Source organism: Peterkaempfera bronchialis (genome assembly GCF_003258605.2).
GTDB classification, from domain to species: Bacteria; Actinomycetota; Actinomycetes; order Streptomycetales; family Streptomycetaceae; genus Peterkaempfera; species Peterkaempfera bronchialis.
Map to the genome: position 1 here is coordinate 4967441 of NZ_CP031264.1, position 18159 is coordinate 4985599.

The 18159-nt window shown below is 74.6% G+C and carries 14 protein-coding genes; 10 read left to right on the forward strand and 4 right to left on the reverse strand.

Annotated features, from left to right (window positions below):
• The first annotated feature begins 69 nt into the window (after positions 1 to 69).
• The 6 genes from C7M71_RS22115 (at position 70) to C7M71_RS22140 (ending at position 6679) form a co-directional block, all read left to right on the forward strand.
• The gene (locus C7M71_RS22115; protein WP_162824330.1) at positions 70 to 1854 is read left to right on the forward strand and encodes a glycosyltransferase family 4 protein; all 1785 of its coding nucleotides are present in this window, start codon (positions 70 to 72) and stop codon (positions 1852 to 1854) included.
• Positions 1851 to 2519 carry a hypothetical protein gene (locus C7M71_RS22120; protein WP_111494543.1) on the forward strand — a complete coding sequence of 223 codons (669 nt, stop codon included), beginning with the start codon at positions 1851 to 1853 and terminating at the stop codon, positions 2517 to 2519. Before C7M71_RS22115 ends, C7M71_RS22120 begins: the two co-directional genes overlap by 4 nt.
• Entirely contained in the window at positions 2516 to 3394 is an 879-nt protein-coding gene (locus tag C7M71_RS22125; protein ID WP_111494541.1) for an ABC transporter permease, read from the forward strand. The genes C7M71_RS22120 and C7M71_RS22125 overlap by 4 nt, the downstream gene beginning before the upstream one ends.
• A complete protein-coding gene (locus tag C7M71_RS22130; RefSeq protein ID WP_229758850.1) occupies positions 3372 to 4220 on the forward strand; it encodes an ABC transporter ATP-binding protein in 849 nt (282 codons plus the stop codon). The genes C7M71_RS22125 and C7M71_RS22130 overlap by 23 nt, the downstream gene beginning before the upstream one ends.
• A 35-nt stretch (positions 4221 to 4255) precedes the next feature.
• On the forward strand, positions 4256 to 5449 hold the full coding sequence (locus C7M71_RS22135; RefSeq protein WP_111494539.1) for a glycosyltransferase family protein: 1194 nt from the start codon (positions 4256 to 4258) through the stop codon (positions 5447 to 5449).
• 177 nt (positions 5450 to 5626) lie between these two features.
• The gene (locus tag C7M71_RS22140) at positions 5627 to 6679 is read left to right on the forward strand and encodes a Gfo/Idh/MocA family protein (protein ID WP_111494537.1); all 1053 of its coding nucleotides are present in this window, start codon (positions 5627 to 5629) and stop codon (positions 6677 to 6679) included.
• Positions 6680 to 6682: 3 nt separating this feature from the next.
• Here the strand turns inward: C7M71_RS22140 and wecB are convergent, their stop codons facing one another.
• Positions 6683 to 7792 carry a non-hydrolyzing UDP-N-acetylglucosamine 2-epimerase gene (gene wecB, locus C7M71_RS22145; protein ID WP_114914493.1) on the reverse strand — a complete coding sequence of 370 codons (1110 nt, stop codon included), beginning with the start codon at positions 7790 to 7792 and terminating at the stop codon, positions 6683 to 6685.
• 224 nt (positions 7793 to 8016) lie between these two features.
• Here wecB and C7M71_RS22150 point away from each other — a divergent pair, with 224 nt between their 5' ends.
• A complete protein-coding gene (locus C7M71_RS22150; protein ID WP_111495384.1) occupies positions 8017 to 9300 on the forward strand; it encodes a nucleotide sugar dehydrogenase in 1284 nt (427 codons plus the stop codon).
• A 137-nt stretch (positions 9301 to 9437) separates the two neighbouring features.
• Complete coding sequence (locus C7M71_RS22155) at positions 9438 to 10319, forward strand: phosphatase PAP2 family protein (RefSeq protein WP_111495623.1); 882 nt, start codon at positions 9438 to 9440, stop codon at positions 10317 to 10319.
• Between the two features lie 22 nt (positions 10320 to 10341).
• On the opposite strand, the gene C7M71_RS22160 is transcribed toward C7M71_RS22155, so the two are convergent.
• Complete coding sequence (locus C7M71_RS22160; RefSeq protein WP_111494491.1) at positions 10342 to 10884, reverse strand: TetR/AcrR family transcriptional regulator; 543 nt, start codon at positions 10882 to 10884, stop codon at positions 10342 to 10344.
• Positions 10885 to 11090: 206 nt separating this feature from the next.
• Between C7M71_RS22160 and C7M71_RS22165 the strand changes: the two genes are divergently transcribed.
• Together C7M71_RS22165 and C7M71_RS22170 are read left to right on the forward strand one after the other, a co-directional pair.
• A complete protein-coding gene (locus C7M71_RS22165) occupies positions 11091 to 12497 on the forward strand; it encodes a purine-cytosine permease family protein (protein ID WP_111494489.1) in 1407 nt (468 codons plus the stop codon).
• Between the two features lie 52 nt (positions 12498 to 12549).
• Positions 12550 to 14208 carry an amidohydrolase gene (locus C7M71_RS22170; RefSeq protein ID WP_111494487.1) on the forward strand — a complete coding sequence of 553 codons (1659 nt, stop codon included), beginning with the start codon at positions 12550 to 12552 and terminating at the stop codon, positions 14206 to 14208.
• Between the two features lie 65 nt (positions 14209 to 14273).
• On the opposite strand, the gene C7M71_RS22175 is transcribed toward C7M71_RS22170, so the two are convergent.
• Positions 14274 to 14843 carry an acetate uptake transporter gene (locus tag C7M71_RS22175; protein WP_111494485.1) on the reverse strand — a complete coding sequence of 190 codons (570 nt, stop codon included), beginning with the start codon at positions 14841 to 14843 and terminating at the stop codon, positions 14274 to 14276.
• A gap of 237 nt (positions 14844 to 15080) precedes the next feature.
• The gene (locus tag C7M71_RS22180) at positions 15081 to 17738 is read right to left on the reverse strand and encodes a SpoIIE family protein phosphatase (RefSeq protein ID WP_114914494.1); all 2658 of its coding nucleotides are present in this window, start codon (positions 17736 to 17738) and stop codon (positions 15081 to 15083) included.
• Between the last annotated feature and the right edge of the window lie 421 nt (positions 17739 to 18159).

Consider the following 18159-nt stretch of genomic DNA (forward strand, 5'->3'; position numbering starts at 1 on the left):
CGGGCCGGGACTCTCGCGGTGGTGACGCCGTGGTACCCGTGCCCGCAGCGCCCGCACGCGGGGTCGTTCGTGAGGACCGCGACCGCCGCGGTGGCGGAAGGTTTCGCCCGGGTGGAGGTCCTCAACGGCGAGGACTGGCCGTCGGCCGGCGGGGAGTTCCGCCACGACCTGGTACGCACCGCCTATGAGCGGCTGGCCGGACCGGTCGGCGCGGCCCGGGTGCCGGTGGTGCCCGAGACCACCCCCGAGGGGTGGCGGCTCACCAGGGTCCCGGTTCCGGTGCGGCCCCCCGCGCTGTACGCGGAGTGGGCGCGGGCGCATGAGAGCGCGCTGCGCGCGGTGCTGCCCGGCGGCCGGATCGACGCCGATGTGGTGCACGGCCACACCGGTGTCTACGGTGGCTGGGTCGCCTGCCGGCTGGCCCGGCCGGGGGCGCGGGTGGTGGTCACCGAGCATGCCTCCTTCCTGCCCAGCGTGCTGCGGCAGGCGCCGTCCCGCGAGCTGTACCGCGAGGTGGTGGAGCGGGCGGACGCCTTCCTCTGCGTCAGCCCCTGGCTGCGGGAGCGCCTGGCCCAGTCCTTCCCGGAGCACGAGGGGAAGTTCCGGGTGGTGCCCAATGCGGTGGATGTGGCGTCGATCCCGGTGCGGCCCGAGCCGGTACGGGAGCTGCGCCGCTGGCTCTTCGTCGGCAACCTGGTGCCGGCCAAGGGCGTACCGCTGCTGCTCACCGCGTTCGCGGCGGCCGTGGCGGACAACCCCAGGCTGGAGCTGACCCTGGTCGGGCCGGGCAACGCGGAGGCCGTCCGGCGGCGGGCCGCCGAGCTGGGCGTGGGGCATCAGGTGGTGGTGCGCGGGCCGGTGGAGCCCGGCGAGGTCTTCGGCATCATGCATGACCACGACCTGCTGGTGCATCCGAGCACCTTTGAGACCTTTGGGATGACCGTGGTCGAGGCGGTGGCCACCGGCCTTCCGGTGCTGGTCACCCGGTGCGGTGGGCCGGAGCAGACGCTCGCCGGGCTGGAGGGTGTCGCCGGGCGGCTGGTGGACCTCGCCGACGACCCCGGGCCGCTGCTGGACGGCTACCGGCGGCTGGCCGCCGCCGTGGACCGGCTGGACCCGGCGCGGGCCCGGGCCGCCATCGAGCGGCGCTATGGGCTGGCCGCGATCGGCGCCCGGCTGAGTAACTGTTATACGGGCGTGGCCGGTGGCTCGGACCGGCGCGATGGCGGCGGGGCTGGTGGGTCGGCTCGGAGCGGCGGCGGGGCTGGTGGTCCGGCTCGGCGCGGCGGCGGCGGCGGGTCCGGGACCGGGACCGGCGCCGTGGTGTTCGGCGGGCCGGTCGCCGGGTCGGCGGCCGTGGACGGCCTGCCCGCCCTCCCGTACCACCCGGAGCAGCCACCCGCCGCCGAGGACGGGGCGGTGCTGCTGCTGGCGCTGGGCGGCACCCGGCTGCGGGCCGTGGTGGAGGACGCCCGCTTCCTTGCCGAGCGCGGGGTGCCGGTGGTGGTGGCCGCCGCCCGCCGGGAGGTGGCGGAGGCGGCGGCGGAGGACCCCCGGATCTGGGTGCTGCGGCTCCCCTCCGGTGACGGCCCGCTGGGCGCGTGGCGGCTCTGGCGCCTCGCCCGGGGCGGGCTGCCCGCACTGCTCCGCCACGGGCCCCGGCCGAGGATCGCCGAGCTGGTGGTGTGCGACGCCCCCGCCACGGCCTTCGCCTGGCACCTCGCCAGGTCGGCCCCGGCGCTGCCGCTGCGCTGGTGCGTGGAGCGCGCCGGGTACGCCGGGCGCACCCGACCGCCAGGCCCGCCCGAAGCCGGGCACGGCAGCCGCTCGGATGTACCGGAGCCGGTCCGATGACGGCCCCGGCGCCCGCCTCCTCCACCGACACCGACACCGACACCGACACCGCCTCCACCGACACCGGCCGTCGGGTGCTGCTGCTGGCGCTCAACACCCGGCGGGTGGCGGCGGTCTGCGAGGACGCGCAGTTCCTGCTGGACCGGGGGATCGGGGTGGACCTGCTCATGGTCAACCCGGCGCCCTGGGAGGCCGCCGGACTGCCCCCGGCCGTGCGCTGCTGGTCGCTGCGCGCGGGCGAGGGGAGGCATCCGCTGCCCCGCAGTGAGCGGCTGCTGGTCTACCGCGCCCCGCGCAAGGCCCTCGGGCTGCTGCGGGAGGCGGCCGAGCCGCACTACGGCCGCCCCGACACCGGCCGCGCCCTGGAACTCGCCGTCGGCATGGCGGTCCGCGTCCACGCCCGGCTCGCGGACGGCTTCCACCAGCGGGTCTTCATCCGCGGCTACCGGGTGGTCCGCCCCTATCTGCTGTGGCGGGTGGCCCGCCGCGACCCCGGCGAGGTCCTGGTCTCGGAGACCACCGAGCGGGCGGTGGTCTATGACACCTACGCCATCCCCACCGCCTGGCACCTGGGCCGCAGCCACCCCCGGCTGGAGATCTCGCTCGGTCTCGACCGGGCCCGGTACGAGGCACCGTCGGGCGGTACCGGGGAGGCGGCGGGATGAGCGAGACCGCGATCGGGCCGCAGGCCGTACCCGAACGGCACCTGGAGCACCACCTCTTCCGTGCCCAGCGGGCCGGGCTGCCGCAGCTGCCGGTCTACTTCGGCCAGCTGTGGCAGCGTCGGCAGTTCGTCCATGAGATGGCCCGCAGCACCCTGCGGGCGCAGAACTACACCAGCTTCTTCGGCCAGCTCTGGCTGGTGATCAACCCGCTGCTGCTGGGCTGCGTCTACTACGTGCTGGTGGACATCCTGGGCGGCGGCACCCACCAGCCCGACTACTTCGCCAAGCTGCTCGCCGGGCTCTTCGCCTTCTACTTCTTCTCCGGCTGCCTGGGCCAGTGCGCCGGGTCGGTGATCGGCAGCAGCCGCCTGATCATGAACAGCTCGTTCCCCCGGCTGCTGCTGCCGATCACCCAGATCGTCATCGCCTTCATGCGGTTCCTGCCGTCGATGGTGGTCTTCCTGGTGGTGCACCAGGTGGAGGGGCTGCCCTGGGCCTGGGCGATGCTCTGGGCGCTGCCGGCCTTCGGCTGCCTGGTGCTGTTCGGCGCGGGGCTGGGCTTTCTGGCCGCGACCGTGCAGGTGTACTTCCGGGACTTCGCCAACTTCCTGCCGTACATGATCAGGATCTGGCTCTTTCTGTCGCCGGTGCTCTGGGTGCTGGAGGACCAGATCGCCAAGGGCGGCCGCAAGGCGCTGCTGATGTCGCTCAACCCGCTGTCGCCGATGCTCGGCACCTGGGGCGATGCGCTGGTACGCGGTCGCTTTGTCCATCCCGAGTGGCTGCTCCAGGGCGGCTGCTGGGCGGTGGGCGCCTTCCTGGTGGGCGCCCTGGTCTTCATGTGGAGGGAGCGTGAGTTCGCTGTCCGCCTCTGAGACGGTCACCGCCGGCCGAGGGCCGGCCGCACCGGGGCCGCCCGGCCGGGGCAGGCCCTGGGCGGTGCAGGTCCGCGACGTCCACATCACCTACCGGGTGCCGCGCGACCCGCGCGCCAACACGCTGCGCTACCGGCTGACCCGGCCCGCCCGGCGGCGCAGCGAGCTGGTGCGCGAGATCAAGGCGCTGCGCGGCATCTCCATGGATGTGGCGCACGGCACCGTCCTGGGCGTGGTGGGTGCCAACGGCGCCGGCAAGTCCACCCTGATGCGGGCCGTCGCCGGGATCCTGCCGCCGAGCGGCGGCGAGATCGAGGTGCACGGCCGGATCAGCACCCTGCTCGCCCTCGGCGTCGGCTTCAACGGCAACCTCAGCGGTCGGGAGAACGTGGTGCTCGGCGGCCTGGCAGCAGGTCTGAACCGCCGTCAGATCGCCGAGCGCTATGAGCAGATCGCCGCCTGGGCCGACCTGGGCGACTTCATCGACATGCCGATGAAGACCTACTCCTCCGGCATGTACGGGCGGCTCGCCTTCGCGGTCTCCACCCATATGGAGCCCGATGTGCTGCTCATCGACGAGGCGCTGTCGGCCGGGGACGCCAAGTTCAAGCGCAAGTCGTACGACAAGATCCGCGAACTGGTGGACCAGGCCCGCACCATCTTCCTGGTCAGCCATGCCGTGGGCACCATCCGCGACCTGTGCGACGACTGCGTCTGGCTGCATCGCGGCCGACTGATGATGCGCGGCGACCCGCAGCAGGTCACCGCCGCCTACATCCGCTTCCAGGAGGTCGGCGAGGACGCCGTCGTCCTGGAGGACGTCTGACCCGAGATCCACCAAGCCGAGGCGGTGCCACGACCATGAGCCACCCCGCAGCGGACCGCACCCCCGGCGACCGGCCGGCCGCGCTGCCCGCCCCGGTCGACGTCTCGCTGCTCACCAGCGGCCACCATGTCGCCGACGCCCGGCTGCACCGGCACTGCGCCGCGCTGCGCCGGGCCGGCCTCTCGGTGGAGGTGCTGGCGCGCGGCCGGGCGGCGGACGCACCACCCGGCGTGGACTTCCGGCCGATCGAGTCCGGTGGCCTGGCCCGGCGCGGACTGCACGCCCTGCTGCTGCCCACCCGGGCGCGCGGCCGGGTGCTGCTCACCCTCGACCCCGACCTGGTGCCCGCCGCCCGGCTGCACCGCGCCCTCTGCCGGCCACTGCCCGGTGCCCGCCGGCTGCTGGTCGTCGACGTGCACGAGGACTACCAGGCGCTGCTGCGCGACCGGGTCTGGGCGCATGGCGCCGTCGGCGCTGCCGCCCGGGTCTGGGCCCGCGCGGCGACGCTGCTCAGCCGCCGCGCCGACCTGACGGTGGTGGCCGACGAGCATGTGCCGCCCCGCTCCGCCGCCAACCGCCTGGTCGTCCGCAACCTGCCCGACTTCCGGCTGCTGCCCGCCCCGCAGCCGCCCGGCCCGGTGCCCCGCGCCCTCTATGTGGGCGACATCCGGGGCAGCCGGGGGCTGTGGACGATGCTCGCCGCCGCCGAGGCGGCGCCCGACTGGCAGCTGGACCTGGTGGGCCCGGTCGCCCTCGCCGACCGCGACCGGCTGCGGGACTGGCAGCGCACCAGCCCGGCCGCGCACCGGGTCCGGCTGCACGGCCGGATGCCGCCCCGGGCGGCCTGGCGGCTGGCCCAGGGCGCCTGGGCGGGCCTGGCCCTGCTGGAGCCCACCCGGGCCTTTGTGGACTCCGTCCCGTCCAAGGTCTACGAGTACCTGGCCTGCGGGCTGCCGGTGCTCGGCAGCCCGCTGCCGCGCGCGGAGGAACTGGTCCGCTCCCGGGGCGCGGGCACCGTGGCGGACGGCCCGGAGCAGGCCGCCCGCATCCTGACCGGCTGGGCGGGCCCGCAGCGGGACGCATACGACCGGTGCCGGGCCGGTGCCGTCCGCTGGTCCGACGAGCACCGGCAGCAGGAGAGCCCCTACGACGGCCTGGCCGTGGCGGTGGCCGAGCTGCTCGCCGCCGCCCGGCTCCATCCACTGCCCCATCCGGCGGAGGCGGCATGAGCACCGCCGGCGGAGGCGGCATGAGCACCGCCGGCGGAGGCCGGATGAGGCGGGCTCCGCACCGAGACCCCGAGCCGACGACGACCTGGACGACATGACGGAGGTGGCCGCGATGCGCGGGCGAGACCAACAGCTGATCCCTGCGGCCCGGCCGACCGCCCCCGGCGGGGGCCGGCGATGACCGCCACCGCCCCGACCGGGGCCACCGGGCGCCGTACGCTGCGGGCCGGACTGATCGGCCTGGGCGCGATGGGCCGCAACCACGCGCGGGTGCTGCGCGAACTCGACGGTGTGCAGCTGGTCGCCACCGTGGACCCGGCCGGTGACCGGAGCGGCGCCGCACGCGGGGTGCAGGTGCTGCACACCGTGGCCGAGCTGATCGCGCTCGGCATCGACTACGCCGTGGTGGCCTGCCCCACCGCGCACCACGAGGAGGTCGGCCTGGAGCTGGCCGCCAACGGGGTCTGCGCGCTGATCGAGAAGCCGCTGGCCCACTCGGTGGCCGCCGCCGAGCGGCTGGTGGACGCCTTCGAGGCGCGCGGCCTGGTGGCCGGGGTCGGCCACATCGAGCGGTTCAACCCCGCGCTGCAATCCCTGCGGGCCCGCCTGGAGACCGGCGAGCTGGGCGAGGTCTTCCAGGTGGTGACCCGCCGCCAGGGACCCTTCCCGCACCGGATCGCCGACGTCGGCGTGGTCAAGGACCTGGCCACCCATGACATCGACCTCACCGCCTGGGTGACCGGCCAGGAGTACGCCTCGCTCGCCGCCCGCACGGTGAGCAAGAGCGGCCGCCCGCACGAGGACATGGTGGCCGTGGTCGGCGAACTCTCCGACGGCACCGTGGTCAGCCACCTGGTCAACTGGCTGAGTCCGCTCAAGGAGCGCTTCGCCGCGGTCACCGGCTCGCACGGCTGCTTTGTCGCCGACACCCTCACCGCCGACCTCACCTTCTACGCCAATGGCGCGGTGACCACCGAGTGGGAGGCGCTGCGCGCCTTCCGGGGCGTCGCCGAGGGCGACATGGTCCGCTATGCCATCCCCAAGCGGGAGCCGCTGCTGGTGGAGCATGAGCGCTTCCGGGACGCGGTCGAGGGCAAGCCGGGCGACATCGTGACCCTGCGCCAGGGGCTGCGCACCGTGGAGGTCTCGGCGGCGGTGCTGGAGTCGGCGCAGCAGCGGACCACGGTGGCCGTACCGGCGCGGATCCCGGACGAGCCGCAGCCGGCGTAGCGGTCAGGAGGTGCCGGACAGCTCCCGGCGCCGCAGGTGCTCGGCGAGTACCTGCGCCACCCGTCCGGCCGCCCGGCCGTCGCCGTAGGGGGCGGCGGTCGGCTGCCGGGGGGCGGGCCGGGCGGCGGTGGCCGTCCAGGCGGCGGCGGTGAGCAGCTGGGGGTCGGGTACCAGGGCGTTCCAGCCGCCGGCCAGGGTCTCCGGCCACTCGGTCTCGGGGCGCAGCGTGGTGCAGGGCCGACCGAGCAGGTACGCCTCCTTCTGGAGGCCGCCGGAGTCGGTGACCACCCCGGCGGCGCCCAGCACGGCCGCGACCAGCTCCGCGTACGGCAGCGGCCGGCCCACCCGTACGGCGCCGCGTGCCAGTTCCACGCCGTGCTCCCGGGCGCGGGCCAGCAGCCGGGGGTGGGCCAGCAGGGCCACCGGCAGTGGCAGCGCCGCCAGCGCGTCGGCGAGGGCGGCGAGCCGCTTGGGGTCGTCGGTGTTCTCCGCCCGGTGCACGGTGGCCACCAGGTACGGCCGGTCGGGGGCGATGCCCTCGGGCAGCGTGGGCACCCGCCGCTCGGCCTGTACGGCGTCGCGCACCCGCAGGCAGACGTCCACCATCACATCGCCGACCAGGACCGAGCGTTCCGCCAGCCCCTCGGCGGCCAGGTGGCGCATGGCCTCGGCGGTGGGGGCGAGCAGCAGGTCGGCGGCGTGGTCGGTGAGCACCCGGTTGTGCTCCTCCGGCATCCGCCGGTTGAAGGACCGCAGGCCCGCCTCCAGGTGGGCGACCGGCAGCTGCTGCTTGACCGCCGCCACCGCCCCGGCCAGCGTCGAGTTGGTGTCCCCGTACACCAGCACCCAGTCGGGGCGCTCCGCCGCCAGCACCGGGTCCAGTGCGGCCAGTACGCCGCCGGTCTGCACGCCGTGGCTGCCCGAGCCGATGCCCAGGTGGACCTCGGGCGCGGGGATGCCCAGGCCGGTGAAGAAGACGTCCGAGAGGTCGGCGTCATAGTGCTGCCCGGTGTGGACGATCACATGGCGGTGGCCCGCCTGCGACAGTGCCCCGGCGACGGGGGCGAGCTTCACCAGCTGGGGCCGGGCCCCGACGACGCTGAGGACCTTCACGGCGGGCTGCTCCTCCGGGCGGGGGGTACGGGAACGCCCTCACGCTAGGCGGGCCCCGCGCGGCCCGGGGCCCGGCCACGCCGCGCGGCCCGCCGCCGTCCCCCGGACGCCGCGCCCGGGAGGCCGGGTCCGGGCCCCCGGCCGACAATCGCAGGGGAGCGGGGCCGCTGACGGGTGCCGCTGACGGGTGCCCGGCTCGGCCCGGGGCGTGGAGGGAAGCAGCCGTGCGGATCTGTGTGGTGGCGCTGGGGAAGATCGGTCTGCCGCTGGCGGTGCAGTGCGCCGCGCGGGGGCACCGGGTGGTGGGCGCGGATGTGGACGAGCGGGTGGTGCGGCTGGTCGGCGAGGGGGCGGTGCCGTTCCCGGGGGAGGCCGAGCTGGAGGTGCGGCTGAAGGAGGCGGTGGCCGCAGGGCGGCTGCGGGCGACCACCGACACCACGGCGGCGGTGGCGGACGCCGAGGCCGTGGTGCTGGTGGTGCCGCTCTTTGTGGACGCGGCGGGCGAGCCGGACTTCGGCTGGATGGACGAGGCGACCCGGGCGGTGGCGGCCGGGCTGCGGCCGGGGACGCTGGTGAGCTATGAGACCACGCTGCCGGTGGGCACCACCCGGGGGCGCTGGGCGCCGATGCTGGAGCAGGGGTCGGGGCTGGTGGCGGGGCGCGACTTCGCGCTGGTCTTCAGCCCCGAGCGGGTCTTCACCGGCCGGGTCTTCGCCGATCTGCGCCGCTACCCCAAGCTGGTCGGCGGCATCGACGCCGCCTCGGGGCTGCGCGGCACGGAGTTCTACCGGGCGGTGCTGGACTTCGACGACCGCGACGACCTGGCGCGGCCCAACGGGGTGTGGGACCTGGGCTCGGCCGAGGCGGCCGAGCTGGCCAAGCTCGCCGAGACCACCTACCGGGACGTCAACATCGGCCTGGCCAACCAGTTCGCCCGCTATGCCGACACCGTCGGGGTGGACATCACCCGGGTGATCGAGGCGTGCAACACCCAGCCGTACAGCCATATCCACCAGCCGGGGATCGCGGTCGGCGGGCACTGCATCCCGGTCTACCCCCGGATGTACCTCTGGAACGACCCCTCGGCGACCGTGGTCCGGGCCGCCCGCGAGGCCAATGAGCGGATGCCGGAGTACGCGGTGGAGCTGCTGGAGGCCGGGTTCGGGCCGCTGACCGGGGCGCGGGTGCTGGTGCTGGGCGCGGCCTACCGGGGCGGGGTGAAGGAGACGGCGTTCTCCGGGGTCTTCCCGGTGGTGGAGGCGCTGCGCGGGCGCGGGGCGCAGCCGTATGTCTCCGATCCGCTGTACAGCGCGGCCGAGCTGTCGGCGCTCGGCCTGCCGCCGCACCGGGGGCAGCCGGTGGACGCCGCCGTGGTGCAGGCCGACCACGCCGACTACCGGGTGCTGTCGGCCGCCGACCTGCCGGGGGTGCGGGTGCTGGTGGACGGCCGCCGGGTGACCGACCCGGCCCGCTGGCAGGGCGTGCGGCGGCTGGTGATCGGCGGCTGACCGGCGCGGGCGCCCCCGCGCGGCGCCGCGCGGCGGCCGGGGTCTACCGTCTCCTCATCGCGGGAGCCCGGCCGGTGCAGCTCCCCGCCCGACCGGGGCGGGGCCGGTGCGGCGCCTCCCCGGGAGGGGCGTGGCCGGTGCAGAACCTGACGCTGTCGTGGCAGAGCGCGGGCGGCACGTCCGCCGTGCTGTTCGCGGCCTCGTACGCGGTGCGGCGCACGGCATGGCGTCCGGAGTGGCGTCCGGAGTGGCGCCCGGCGGTGGTGTCGGTGCTGCGTGAGGCCGGGACGCTGCTGGCGCTCTTCGCGCTCTGGCAGCTGGCCGGGCACCTCTCGGTGATGTCCACCGACCATGCGCTGGACCGGGCGGAGTGGATCCACCGCACCGAGCGGCAGCTGGGCCTGCCGGACGAGGCGTCCTGGCAGCGCGCCGTACTGCCGCACCCCTGGCTGGTGAGGGCGGCCAACTACTACTACGCGGTGATGCACTTCGGGGCGATGATCGGGCTGCTGCTCTGGGTCTTCCTGCGGCACCGGCGGCGGTACGCCTGGGTGCGGACCACGGTGGTGCTGGTCACCGCCGCCTGCCTGCTGGTGCAGTTCATACCGGTGGCGCCGCCGCGGATGCTGCCGGAGAACGGCTTTGTGGACGTCGCCGTCCAGTACGGCCAGTCGGTCTACGGCGGGGCGGTCGGCGGGCTGGTCGCCGACGAGCTCTCCGCCATGCCCTCGGTGCATGTGGCCTGGTGCGTGCTGGTGGCGGTGGCGGCGGTGCGGATCTCCGGCAGCCGCTGGCGCTGGCTGGCGGTGCTGCACGCGGCGGTCACGGTGGCGGTGGTCGTGGTGACCGCCAACCACTTCTGGGCCGACGGGATCGTGGCGGTGGCGCTGCTGCTGCTCGCGTACGCGGCCCAGTGGGGCGGGTCGGCGCTGCTGCGTGCCCGGCGGCGGCCGGTGGCCGGGTCGGAGGACGCCGGGGGGCCGGTGGCGGCGCGGGAGCCGGTGGGCAGCCAGGGCTGACCGCGCCCCCGCCCGGCGGTGGTCAGGGCAGCAGCCGGGCGGCGGCGCGGCGGGCGGCGGTGAGGGCGTCCGCCTGGGTGGCGCCGCCAAGGCCGAGGACGACCCGGGTGCTCAGTCCGTCGAGCAGGGCGAGCAACTCGTCGGCGGCTGCCCGGGTCTCCGCTTCGCCGCCCGCCATGCCGCAGTCGGCGAGCAGCGCCGCCAGGTCGTCCTGCCAGCCCCGGTCGATCTCCTCCTGCGCGGAGCGCAGCTCGGCGTTGGCCGCAGTGCGCGCCCACAGTTCGACCCAGAGCATCCAGCGGGGGTCGCGGGTCTCCTTGGGCAGGTAGAGGGCGAGGAAGAGGTCGAGTTTGCGCGGTGGCCGGACCCGGCGGGCGAGCAGGGCGCGGCGCTCCTCGGTGAGCCGGTCCTCGCTCCAGCGCAGCGCGGCCAGCAGCAGCTGATCCTTGCTGCCGAAGTAGTACAGGATGTGCCCGCCGCTGGTGCCGAGGCGTTCCGCGAGGCCGGACATGGTGAGCCCGGCCAGGCCGTTCTCGGCGATGGCGGCCATCGCCTCCTCCAGCATGCGTCCCTGGGCGAGCCGCCCGTCCCGCCGCCGTGCCGGCACCGCTGTGCTCCCTCCATGGACGCCCGCTGCGTGGACCCGCGTCGGAAACCCTATCCGGCGCCGAGGTCTATTGACACCCGCGCCGGCTTCCCGCACATTGATTGGCGTTCAAACTTTCCTTGAACGCCATTCAAGATCACCCAGATGTGGAGGGAGGCGATCCGATGACGACGACGCGCACGGAGGAGGCCGCCGGATTCGGTACCGGCGTGGCCAATGACGAGGTCTTCCGCATCGAGACCCATGGCATCGACCCGATCCCGGACGAGGACCGGCACGGCAGTGCCAAGGACCTGTTCTGGCTCTGGTTCGGCTCCAACCTGACCTTCACCTTTGTCATCAACGGCGCACTCGCGGTCGCCTTCGGGCTCTCCTTCTGGGCCGCCACCGCCGCCGTCGTCCTCGGCGGCCTGGCGTTCTTCGCGGTCAGCGCGGCCGGGCTCAGCGGCATCCGCACCGGCACCGCCACCCTGGTCATCTCCCGCGCCGCGTTCGGCGTGCTCGGCAACTTCCCCGCCGGGCTGGTCAACTGGATCGTCAGCATCGGCTACACCGTGGTCAACACGGTGGTCGGCGTCCTGGCGCTCCAGTCGCTCTTCGGCCAGCTCGGCTGGGACGGCGGCAACCTCAGCCGGCTGGTCGCCCTGGTCGCCACCCTCGCCATGACCTTTGTGGTCGCGGTCTGGGGCCACGCCACCGTGCAGGCAGCCGAGAAGTGGATGGCCTATGCGCTCGCCGTCGGCTTCGGACTGCTGATCGTGCTGCTGCTGCCCGGCCGGGGACTCCACGCCGCACCCGCCGCCACCGGCCTCAACAGCTTCAGCGCCTGGACCCTGGCCCTGGTGGTGACCGTCTCCGGCCCGGTCTCCTACCTGCCGATGCCCGCCGACTACACCCGCTACCTGCCGCGCACCACCACGCTGCGCTCGATCACCTGGAGCGGCGCACTCGGCGGCCTGCTTTCCTCGGTGGCGCTGGGCATCGCGGGCGTCGCCGCCGCGACCCGGGTCGACATGTCCGACCCGGTCGAGGGCGTCAAGCGGCTGCTGCCGGGCTGGTTCCAGGTGGTCTTCCTGCTGCTGGTACTCGGCGGCTCGATCACCAACTCGATCCTCACCCTGTACTCCTCCAGCCTCAACCTCCAGGTGCTGGGCATCCCGTGGTCGCGCGCCAAGAGCATCTACATCAGCATCACCGTCACCACGCTCGGTGCGCTGGGCGCGCTCTTCCTGGTCGACTTCACCACCTCGCTGCTGAGCTTCCTGTCGCTGATGGTCATCGTCTTCGCACCGTGGGGCGGCGTCTTCATCGCCGACATGCTGATCCGCCGCTGCACCTACGACACCACCGGGCTGCACGCCGGACGCGACGGCGCGTACTGGTACCGAGGCGGCTTCCACCTCGCCGGGATGGCCGCGCTCGGCATCGGCATGGTCTTCTCCGCGCTGACCGCCGACTCCGAGCTGTGGACCGGCCCGCTGGTCGCACCACTGGGCGGCGGCGACCTGTCGCTGCTCGGCAGCGTCGTCTCCGGCCTCGCGTACTGGGCCCTCACCCGCCGCCCCCGCTGACCCTGCTGACCCGACCCCTCCCGTACCACCGGCACCACCCAGGAGAGACCCGATGGCCGCCACCGCCACCCCGACCCCCGCCGACCTCGTCGTCCGCAACGCCCGGGTGCACACCGTCGACCCCGACCACCCCGAGGCGCAGGCCCTCGCCGTCACCGGCGGCCGGATCGCCGCCGTCGGCACCGCCGCCCAGATCGCCGCCTGGACCGGACCGGACACCGAGGTGGTCGACGCGGGCGGCCGCCTGGTCCTGCCCGGCTTCATCGACGCCCACAACCATGTGCGGCTGGGTTCGGACGACGCCTGCGTCCAACTCGCCGGCGCCCGCACCCTCGCCGAGGTGCACGCCCGCATCGCCGCCTGGCGCACGGAGAACCCGGATGCCGAGTGGATCGAGGGCGAGGCGTTCGACTACTCCGCCATCCCGGACGGCCGGATGCCCCGCGCCGCCGACCTCGACCCGGTCACCGGCGACACCCCGGCCTTCATCCTCAGCTACGACGTGCACACCGCCTGGCTCAACACCGCCGCGCTGCGCCGCCTGGGCATCACCCGGGAGAGCGGCACCCTCCCCTTCGGCGAGGCGGAGCAGGACCCGCAGACCGGCGAACCGACCGGCTTCGTCCGCGACTTCGCGGTCCGAGGACTCTCCCGCGACGGCCACCGCGCCCTCCAGGAGCTCGGCGTGCCCTGGGCGTCCGCCGACCGGCAGTACGGCCGCCTGGCCCGCAGCCTGGACGACGCCATCCGGTTCGGCATCACCACCGTCGTGGAGCCGCAGAACTCCCTCGACGACCTCGCCCTCTTCACCCGCGCCCGCGCCGAGGGCCGGCTGCGCTCGCGCATCGTGGCGGCGCTCTTCCACCCGCGCGGCACCACCGACGCCGACCTGGACGACTTCGCCGCCGCCGCCGACCGCTTCGCCGACGACCGGCTGCGCGTCGGCCCGCTGAAGCTCTACATCGACGATGTGGTGGAGCCGCGCACGGCCGCGCTGCTCAAGCCGTACGCCGGATGCGCCCACCACCGGGGCGAGACCTTCTACCCGGCCGAGGAGTTCGCCGAGCTGCTGGCCCGGCTCGACGCCCGGGGCTTCCAGTGCTTTGTGCACGCCACCGGCGACCGCGGCATCCGCACCGTACTGGACGCGGTCGCGCACGCCCGGGCGGTGAACGGCCCGCGCGACGCACGCCACCAGGTGGTGCACGTGGAGTGCCTGGACCCGGCCGACACCGCCCGCTTCGCCGAACTGGGCGTCGTCGCCTGTATGCAGCCCCGGCACTGCGCCCCGGAGATCGCCGGGCCGGGCCAGGACTGGGCGGAGAACGTCGGCCCGGAGCGCTGGCAGCAGGCATGGCCGATGCGCAGCCTGCGCGAGGCGGGCGCGGTGCTGGCCTTCTCCAGCGACTGGAACGTCGCCGAGATGGACCCGATGGTGGGCATCTACACCGCCGTCACCCGGCGCCCGCTGGGCGGCGGCGAGGCGTGGATACCCGGTGAGACGGTCGATGTCGCGACCGCCGTGCACGGGTACACCATGGGGTCCGCGTACGCCAACTTCCTGGAGCACGAGCGGGGTTCGCTGACCCCGGGCAAGGTCGCGGACTTCGTGGTGCTCTCCCGCGACATCCTCGTCGCCGCGCCCGAGGAGATCCCCGGCACCGTCGCCGAGCTGGTGGTGGTCGGCGGCGAGGTCGCCCACCGAGCCTGAGCAGCGAAGCGCCCGGCGCCGGGCCCGGGGATTCCCTCGGGTCCGGCGCCGGGCGGTGTGCGCGGCTACTTCAGCGGGAGCGCGGTGCGGCCCCAGGCGGCGTTGGTGAGGGTGGCCGTGGCGCCGTACCAGGCGAGCAGGCCGGAGACCGCCGCCACCCAGCCGCCCACCTTGCCCAGGCCGTCGGAGGAGGCCCAGGTGGAGATGGCGAGCAGCACCAGCGCGACGGTGAGCAGCCCGTACACGCCCTGGCCGAGGCGCCCGGACTGCCAGCCGGCCGCGGTGAGGGTGAGGGCCAGCAGGGCCCACAGCAGCAGGAAGAGTCCGGCGGCGTTCTTGCTGGTGGTGCTGTCGACCGCAGCGGACCAGGTGACCCAGAAGGCCCCGAGGCCGGCGAACGCGGTGCCCGTGAAGCCGTCCCCGGAGCGGAACTGCCACATCCCGGCGAGGAAGAGGGTCAGGCCGCCGACGAAGAGCGCGATCGAGGCGGCGTCCTTGGTACCGGCGCCGGAGAAGACGCCGGTCCGCAGGAGGCCGAAGGCGAGAAGGGTGAGGCCGAGTGCGAGATATCCGAGGGGACCTGTGTCGGCGGCTGCGGGTCGGGCGTTCGCTGCCCCGGTAGCGGCATTGCTCACCGGAGGCTCCTTTCACTCGTTGCGTGGTTGCGTTGAGTGGTGCGGCGCCGGGTCGTGGCTGCGCCGGGTGCGGCGCGGGCGGCTCGGCCTCCTGTGCTGGGCGGTAGGGCCCTGACGCAGGAGGATGTACCCGTCAGGGAGGGGCTTGTACCCTTGTGAATTGCATCATTACGGCATCAAACACATTGCGTTTGACCAGGGTTGACGGCCCGTTCGAACAGAGGTCGGCCGGTGCGCTCAGCCCTGGCGCTGGGCGGGGATGCGCAGCGCCAGGATCGCCATGTCGTCGGAGGGCGGGTCGGGCGCGAAGCGCTCCACCGCGCGCTGCACCCGTGCGGCGACCGCCCCCGCCGTGAGCCCGGTGCAGCCGGCGAGCACCTCGGCCAGACCGTCGTCGCCCAGCATCCGGGTGCCCTCCCGGCGCTCGGTGACGCCGTCGGTGACGCAGAGCAGCACATCGCCCGGGTCCAGGACGATGGTCTCCTCCACCAGGGCCAGGTCGTCCATCACCCCCAGCAGCGGCTGCGGCTCCGCAGCCGCCACCACCTCGCCGCCCGGGCGCAGCCGCAGCGGCAGCGGATGCCCGGCACAGACCACCCGGAGCTCCACCGTGCCGTCGGCGCGCGGGGTCATCTCCCCGTAGAGCAGGGTGAGAAAGCGGCTGCGGGCGCCCTCGTCCAGGATGGCGGCGTTGAGCCGCTGGAGGACCTCGGGGGCGGCCAGGCCCTCGCGGGCCAGCAGCCGCAGCGAGTGCCGGGCCAGGCCGGTCACCGAGGCGGCCTCCGGGCCGGTGCCGCAGACGTCGCCGATGGCGAAGCCATAGGTGCCCTCGCGGATCGGGAAGACGTCGTAGAAGTCGCCGCCGACCTCATTGCCCTCACCGGCCGCCCGGTAGATCACCTCCACCTCCACCCCCGGCACCCGGGGCAGCTCCGGCGGCAGCAGCGAGCGTTGCAGGGCGCGGCTGATGGCGGTGCGCTCGGAGTACAGCCGGGCGTTGTCCAGCGCCAGGGCGGCCCGCCGCGACAGGTCCTCGGCCAGCTCCAGGATCTCCCGGCGGAACCGCTCGTCGGTCGACTTGCCGAGCGCCAGCAGCCCGATCACGCGGTTGCGGGCCACCAGTGGCAGCACTACGGTCTCGCCGCCCACCGCCGACGCGGTGGCCAGCGCGGTGCCGGGACCGGCGGCCGGGCGGGCGGCGGCGCCCAGGCCCAGCGAGCGCAGCGAGGCGCGCAGCGCCGAGGCATGCGCCATCTCGGCGGGCGCCTTCCAGGTACGGGGGCCGGGGCTGGGGTCCGGGTCCGGCGGCGGCACCTTCTCCAGCAGCGCCCGCAGCCCGTCGATCCGGTCCTCGTCCTCGTGCAGCACAAACGCCAGCTGCGGCGTGCCCGCCTGGTCGCCGGTGGTGTAGACGGCGCACCAGGCGGCCAGCGTGGGCACCGTCATCTGCGCCATCAGCGCCAGCGTCTGGTCCCGCTCCAGGGTGCCCGCCAGCAGGTCGGACGCCTCCACCAGGAAGGAGAGCGAACCGCGCCGCAGCCGCTCCAGCTCGGTCAGCCGGGCGCTCTCCACGGCGAGGGCGATCCGGTCGGCGGCGAACTGGAGCCGCAGCGCGTCGTCATTGGTGTAGCGGGCGGGCGCCTGGGCGGCCACGCCCAGCGCGCCGGTCAGCCGCCCCTCGACCTTGAGCGGCACGGTGACCACCGACCGGATCCCGGTGCCCGACAGCAGCGGTACGGCGCCGGGCTGCGCGGTGAGGTCCTCGTGGACGGCGGGCATCCGGGCCGAGCCGTACCGGCCGGTGCCGGCCTCCACCGGGACCCGGGCGAACCGCTGCCGGCCCGAGGGCAGCCCGGCGCTGGCCCGCACCTCCAGCTCGGTCTCGTCGTCGGTGGCCAGCAGCAGATAGGCGGCGTCCCCGTCGAGCATGTCGCGGGCCCGCTCGACGATGCGCTGGAGCAGCCCGTCCAGGTCGTCGGGGGTCGGGCGGCCGAGCAGCGCGTCAAAGGCGTCGGCGGGCCGCCGGTCGCGGCCGTCGGCGCGCGGCACGGTGCCGTCGCCCGGCGCCGGTACCCGGAACGGCGACTGGAGCACCGCGCGGTCCCGTTCGCGCACCAGCAGGCAGACCGTGGACGGCTGCCCCTCGGCGTCGCGCATCCGCAGGTGGGAGCCGTACACCTCGGTCACCCGGCCGTCGCCGCAGCGGATTCCATAGCTGCCCTCCCAGCGGGAGAGCGCCAGCGCCTCCTGGAGGCCCAGCCCGGTGCCGGGGGTCTGCGGCCAGGCCGCGTACTCCGCCAGCGGCTGCCCGGTGACGCGCTCGGCCGGCAGCAGGAAGAGGCCCTCGGCGTCCGCGTTCCAGGACCGGACGACGCCCTGGGCGTCCACCCGCACCACGGCGACCAGCACCCCGTCGTCCGCCGCCGGCAGCGCCCCGTCCGGACCGGCGGGCGCCGCGAACCGGGTCCCGGCGCCCCGGGCCGGCGGCACCATGCGGAACCAGACCAGCTTGTGGGTGGCGTTGTACTCCACGCCCCAGCGCGGTGCCAGCGCGGAGCAGAGCAGCAGCCCGCGTCCGCCCTCGCGCTCCGGGTCGCCGAGCCGGCCGCGCGCCGGGTCCCCGGCCGGGCCGAGCCCCTGGAGCGGCACCTCCCGCTCGGGATAGCGGTCGGCGACCTCGATCCGCACCGCGTCGTCCTCGCGCAGACAGGTCACCTCGGCGGCCGTCCCGGCGTGCACCACGGCGTTGGTGACCAGCTCGCTGGCCAGCACCACGGCATCGTCCACCACCTCGGCGAAGCCCCAGCCCTGGAGGGTGTCGCGGACAAAGCCACGGGCAGCTGCGACCGAGCGGCCGACCGGTTCGAAGGTGGCGGCTGCCCGCGCGGTGACCACTTCTTCCCCGGCTCCTTCGTCTCATCGGCGCCCTGTCCCGCCGGGCGCTGCTCCGGCGGACAGGTTACTTTCCGCGGCGGCTGCCGTGTGGTTCCGTCGTGGATGAAACCATTACGGCCGTGTCTTTTCCGGTACGCATGCGAACCGGTACGGGGCCGGTCGAGAATGCGATACCCCGGGATCAGCCTTGCACAACCGCACTCGTGCCCATGTGCTCGGGTTGCGCGTGATGCAAGACTGGGGGGTCCATGCTCGGTGTGCCGGATCTCGGTGTGCCGGATCTCGCTGTGTCGGATCCAAGCTGTGTCGGATCCAAGCTGTGGCAGACGCAGTAGACGTGCCAGACGCAATGATGTGGGAGGAACCCGTTGAGTTCGGGCGAATCGGTACCAACCGGCAGGGCGGGCGGCACCACCACCGC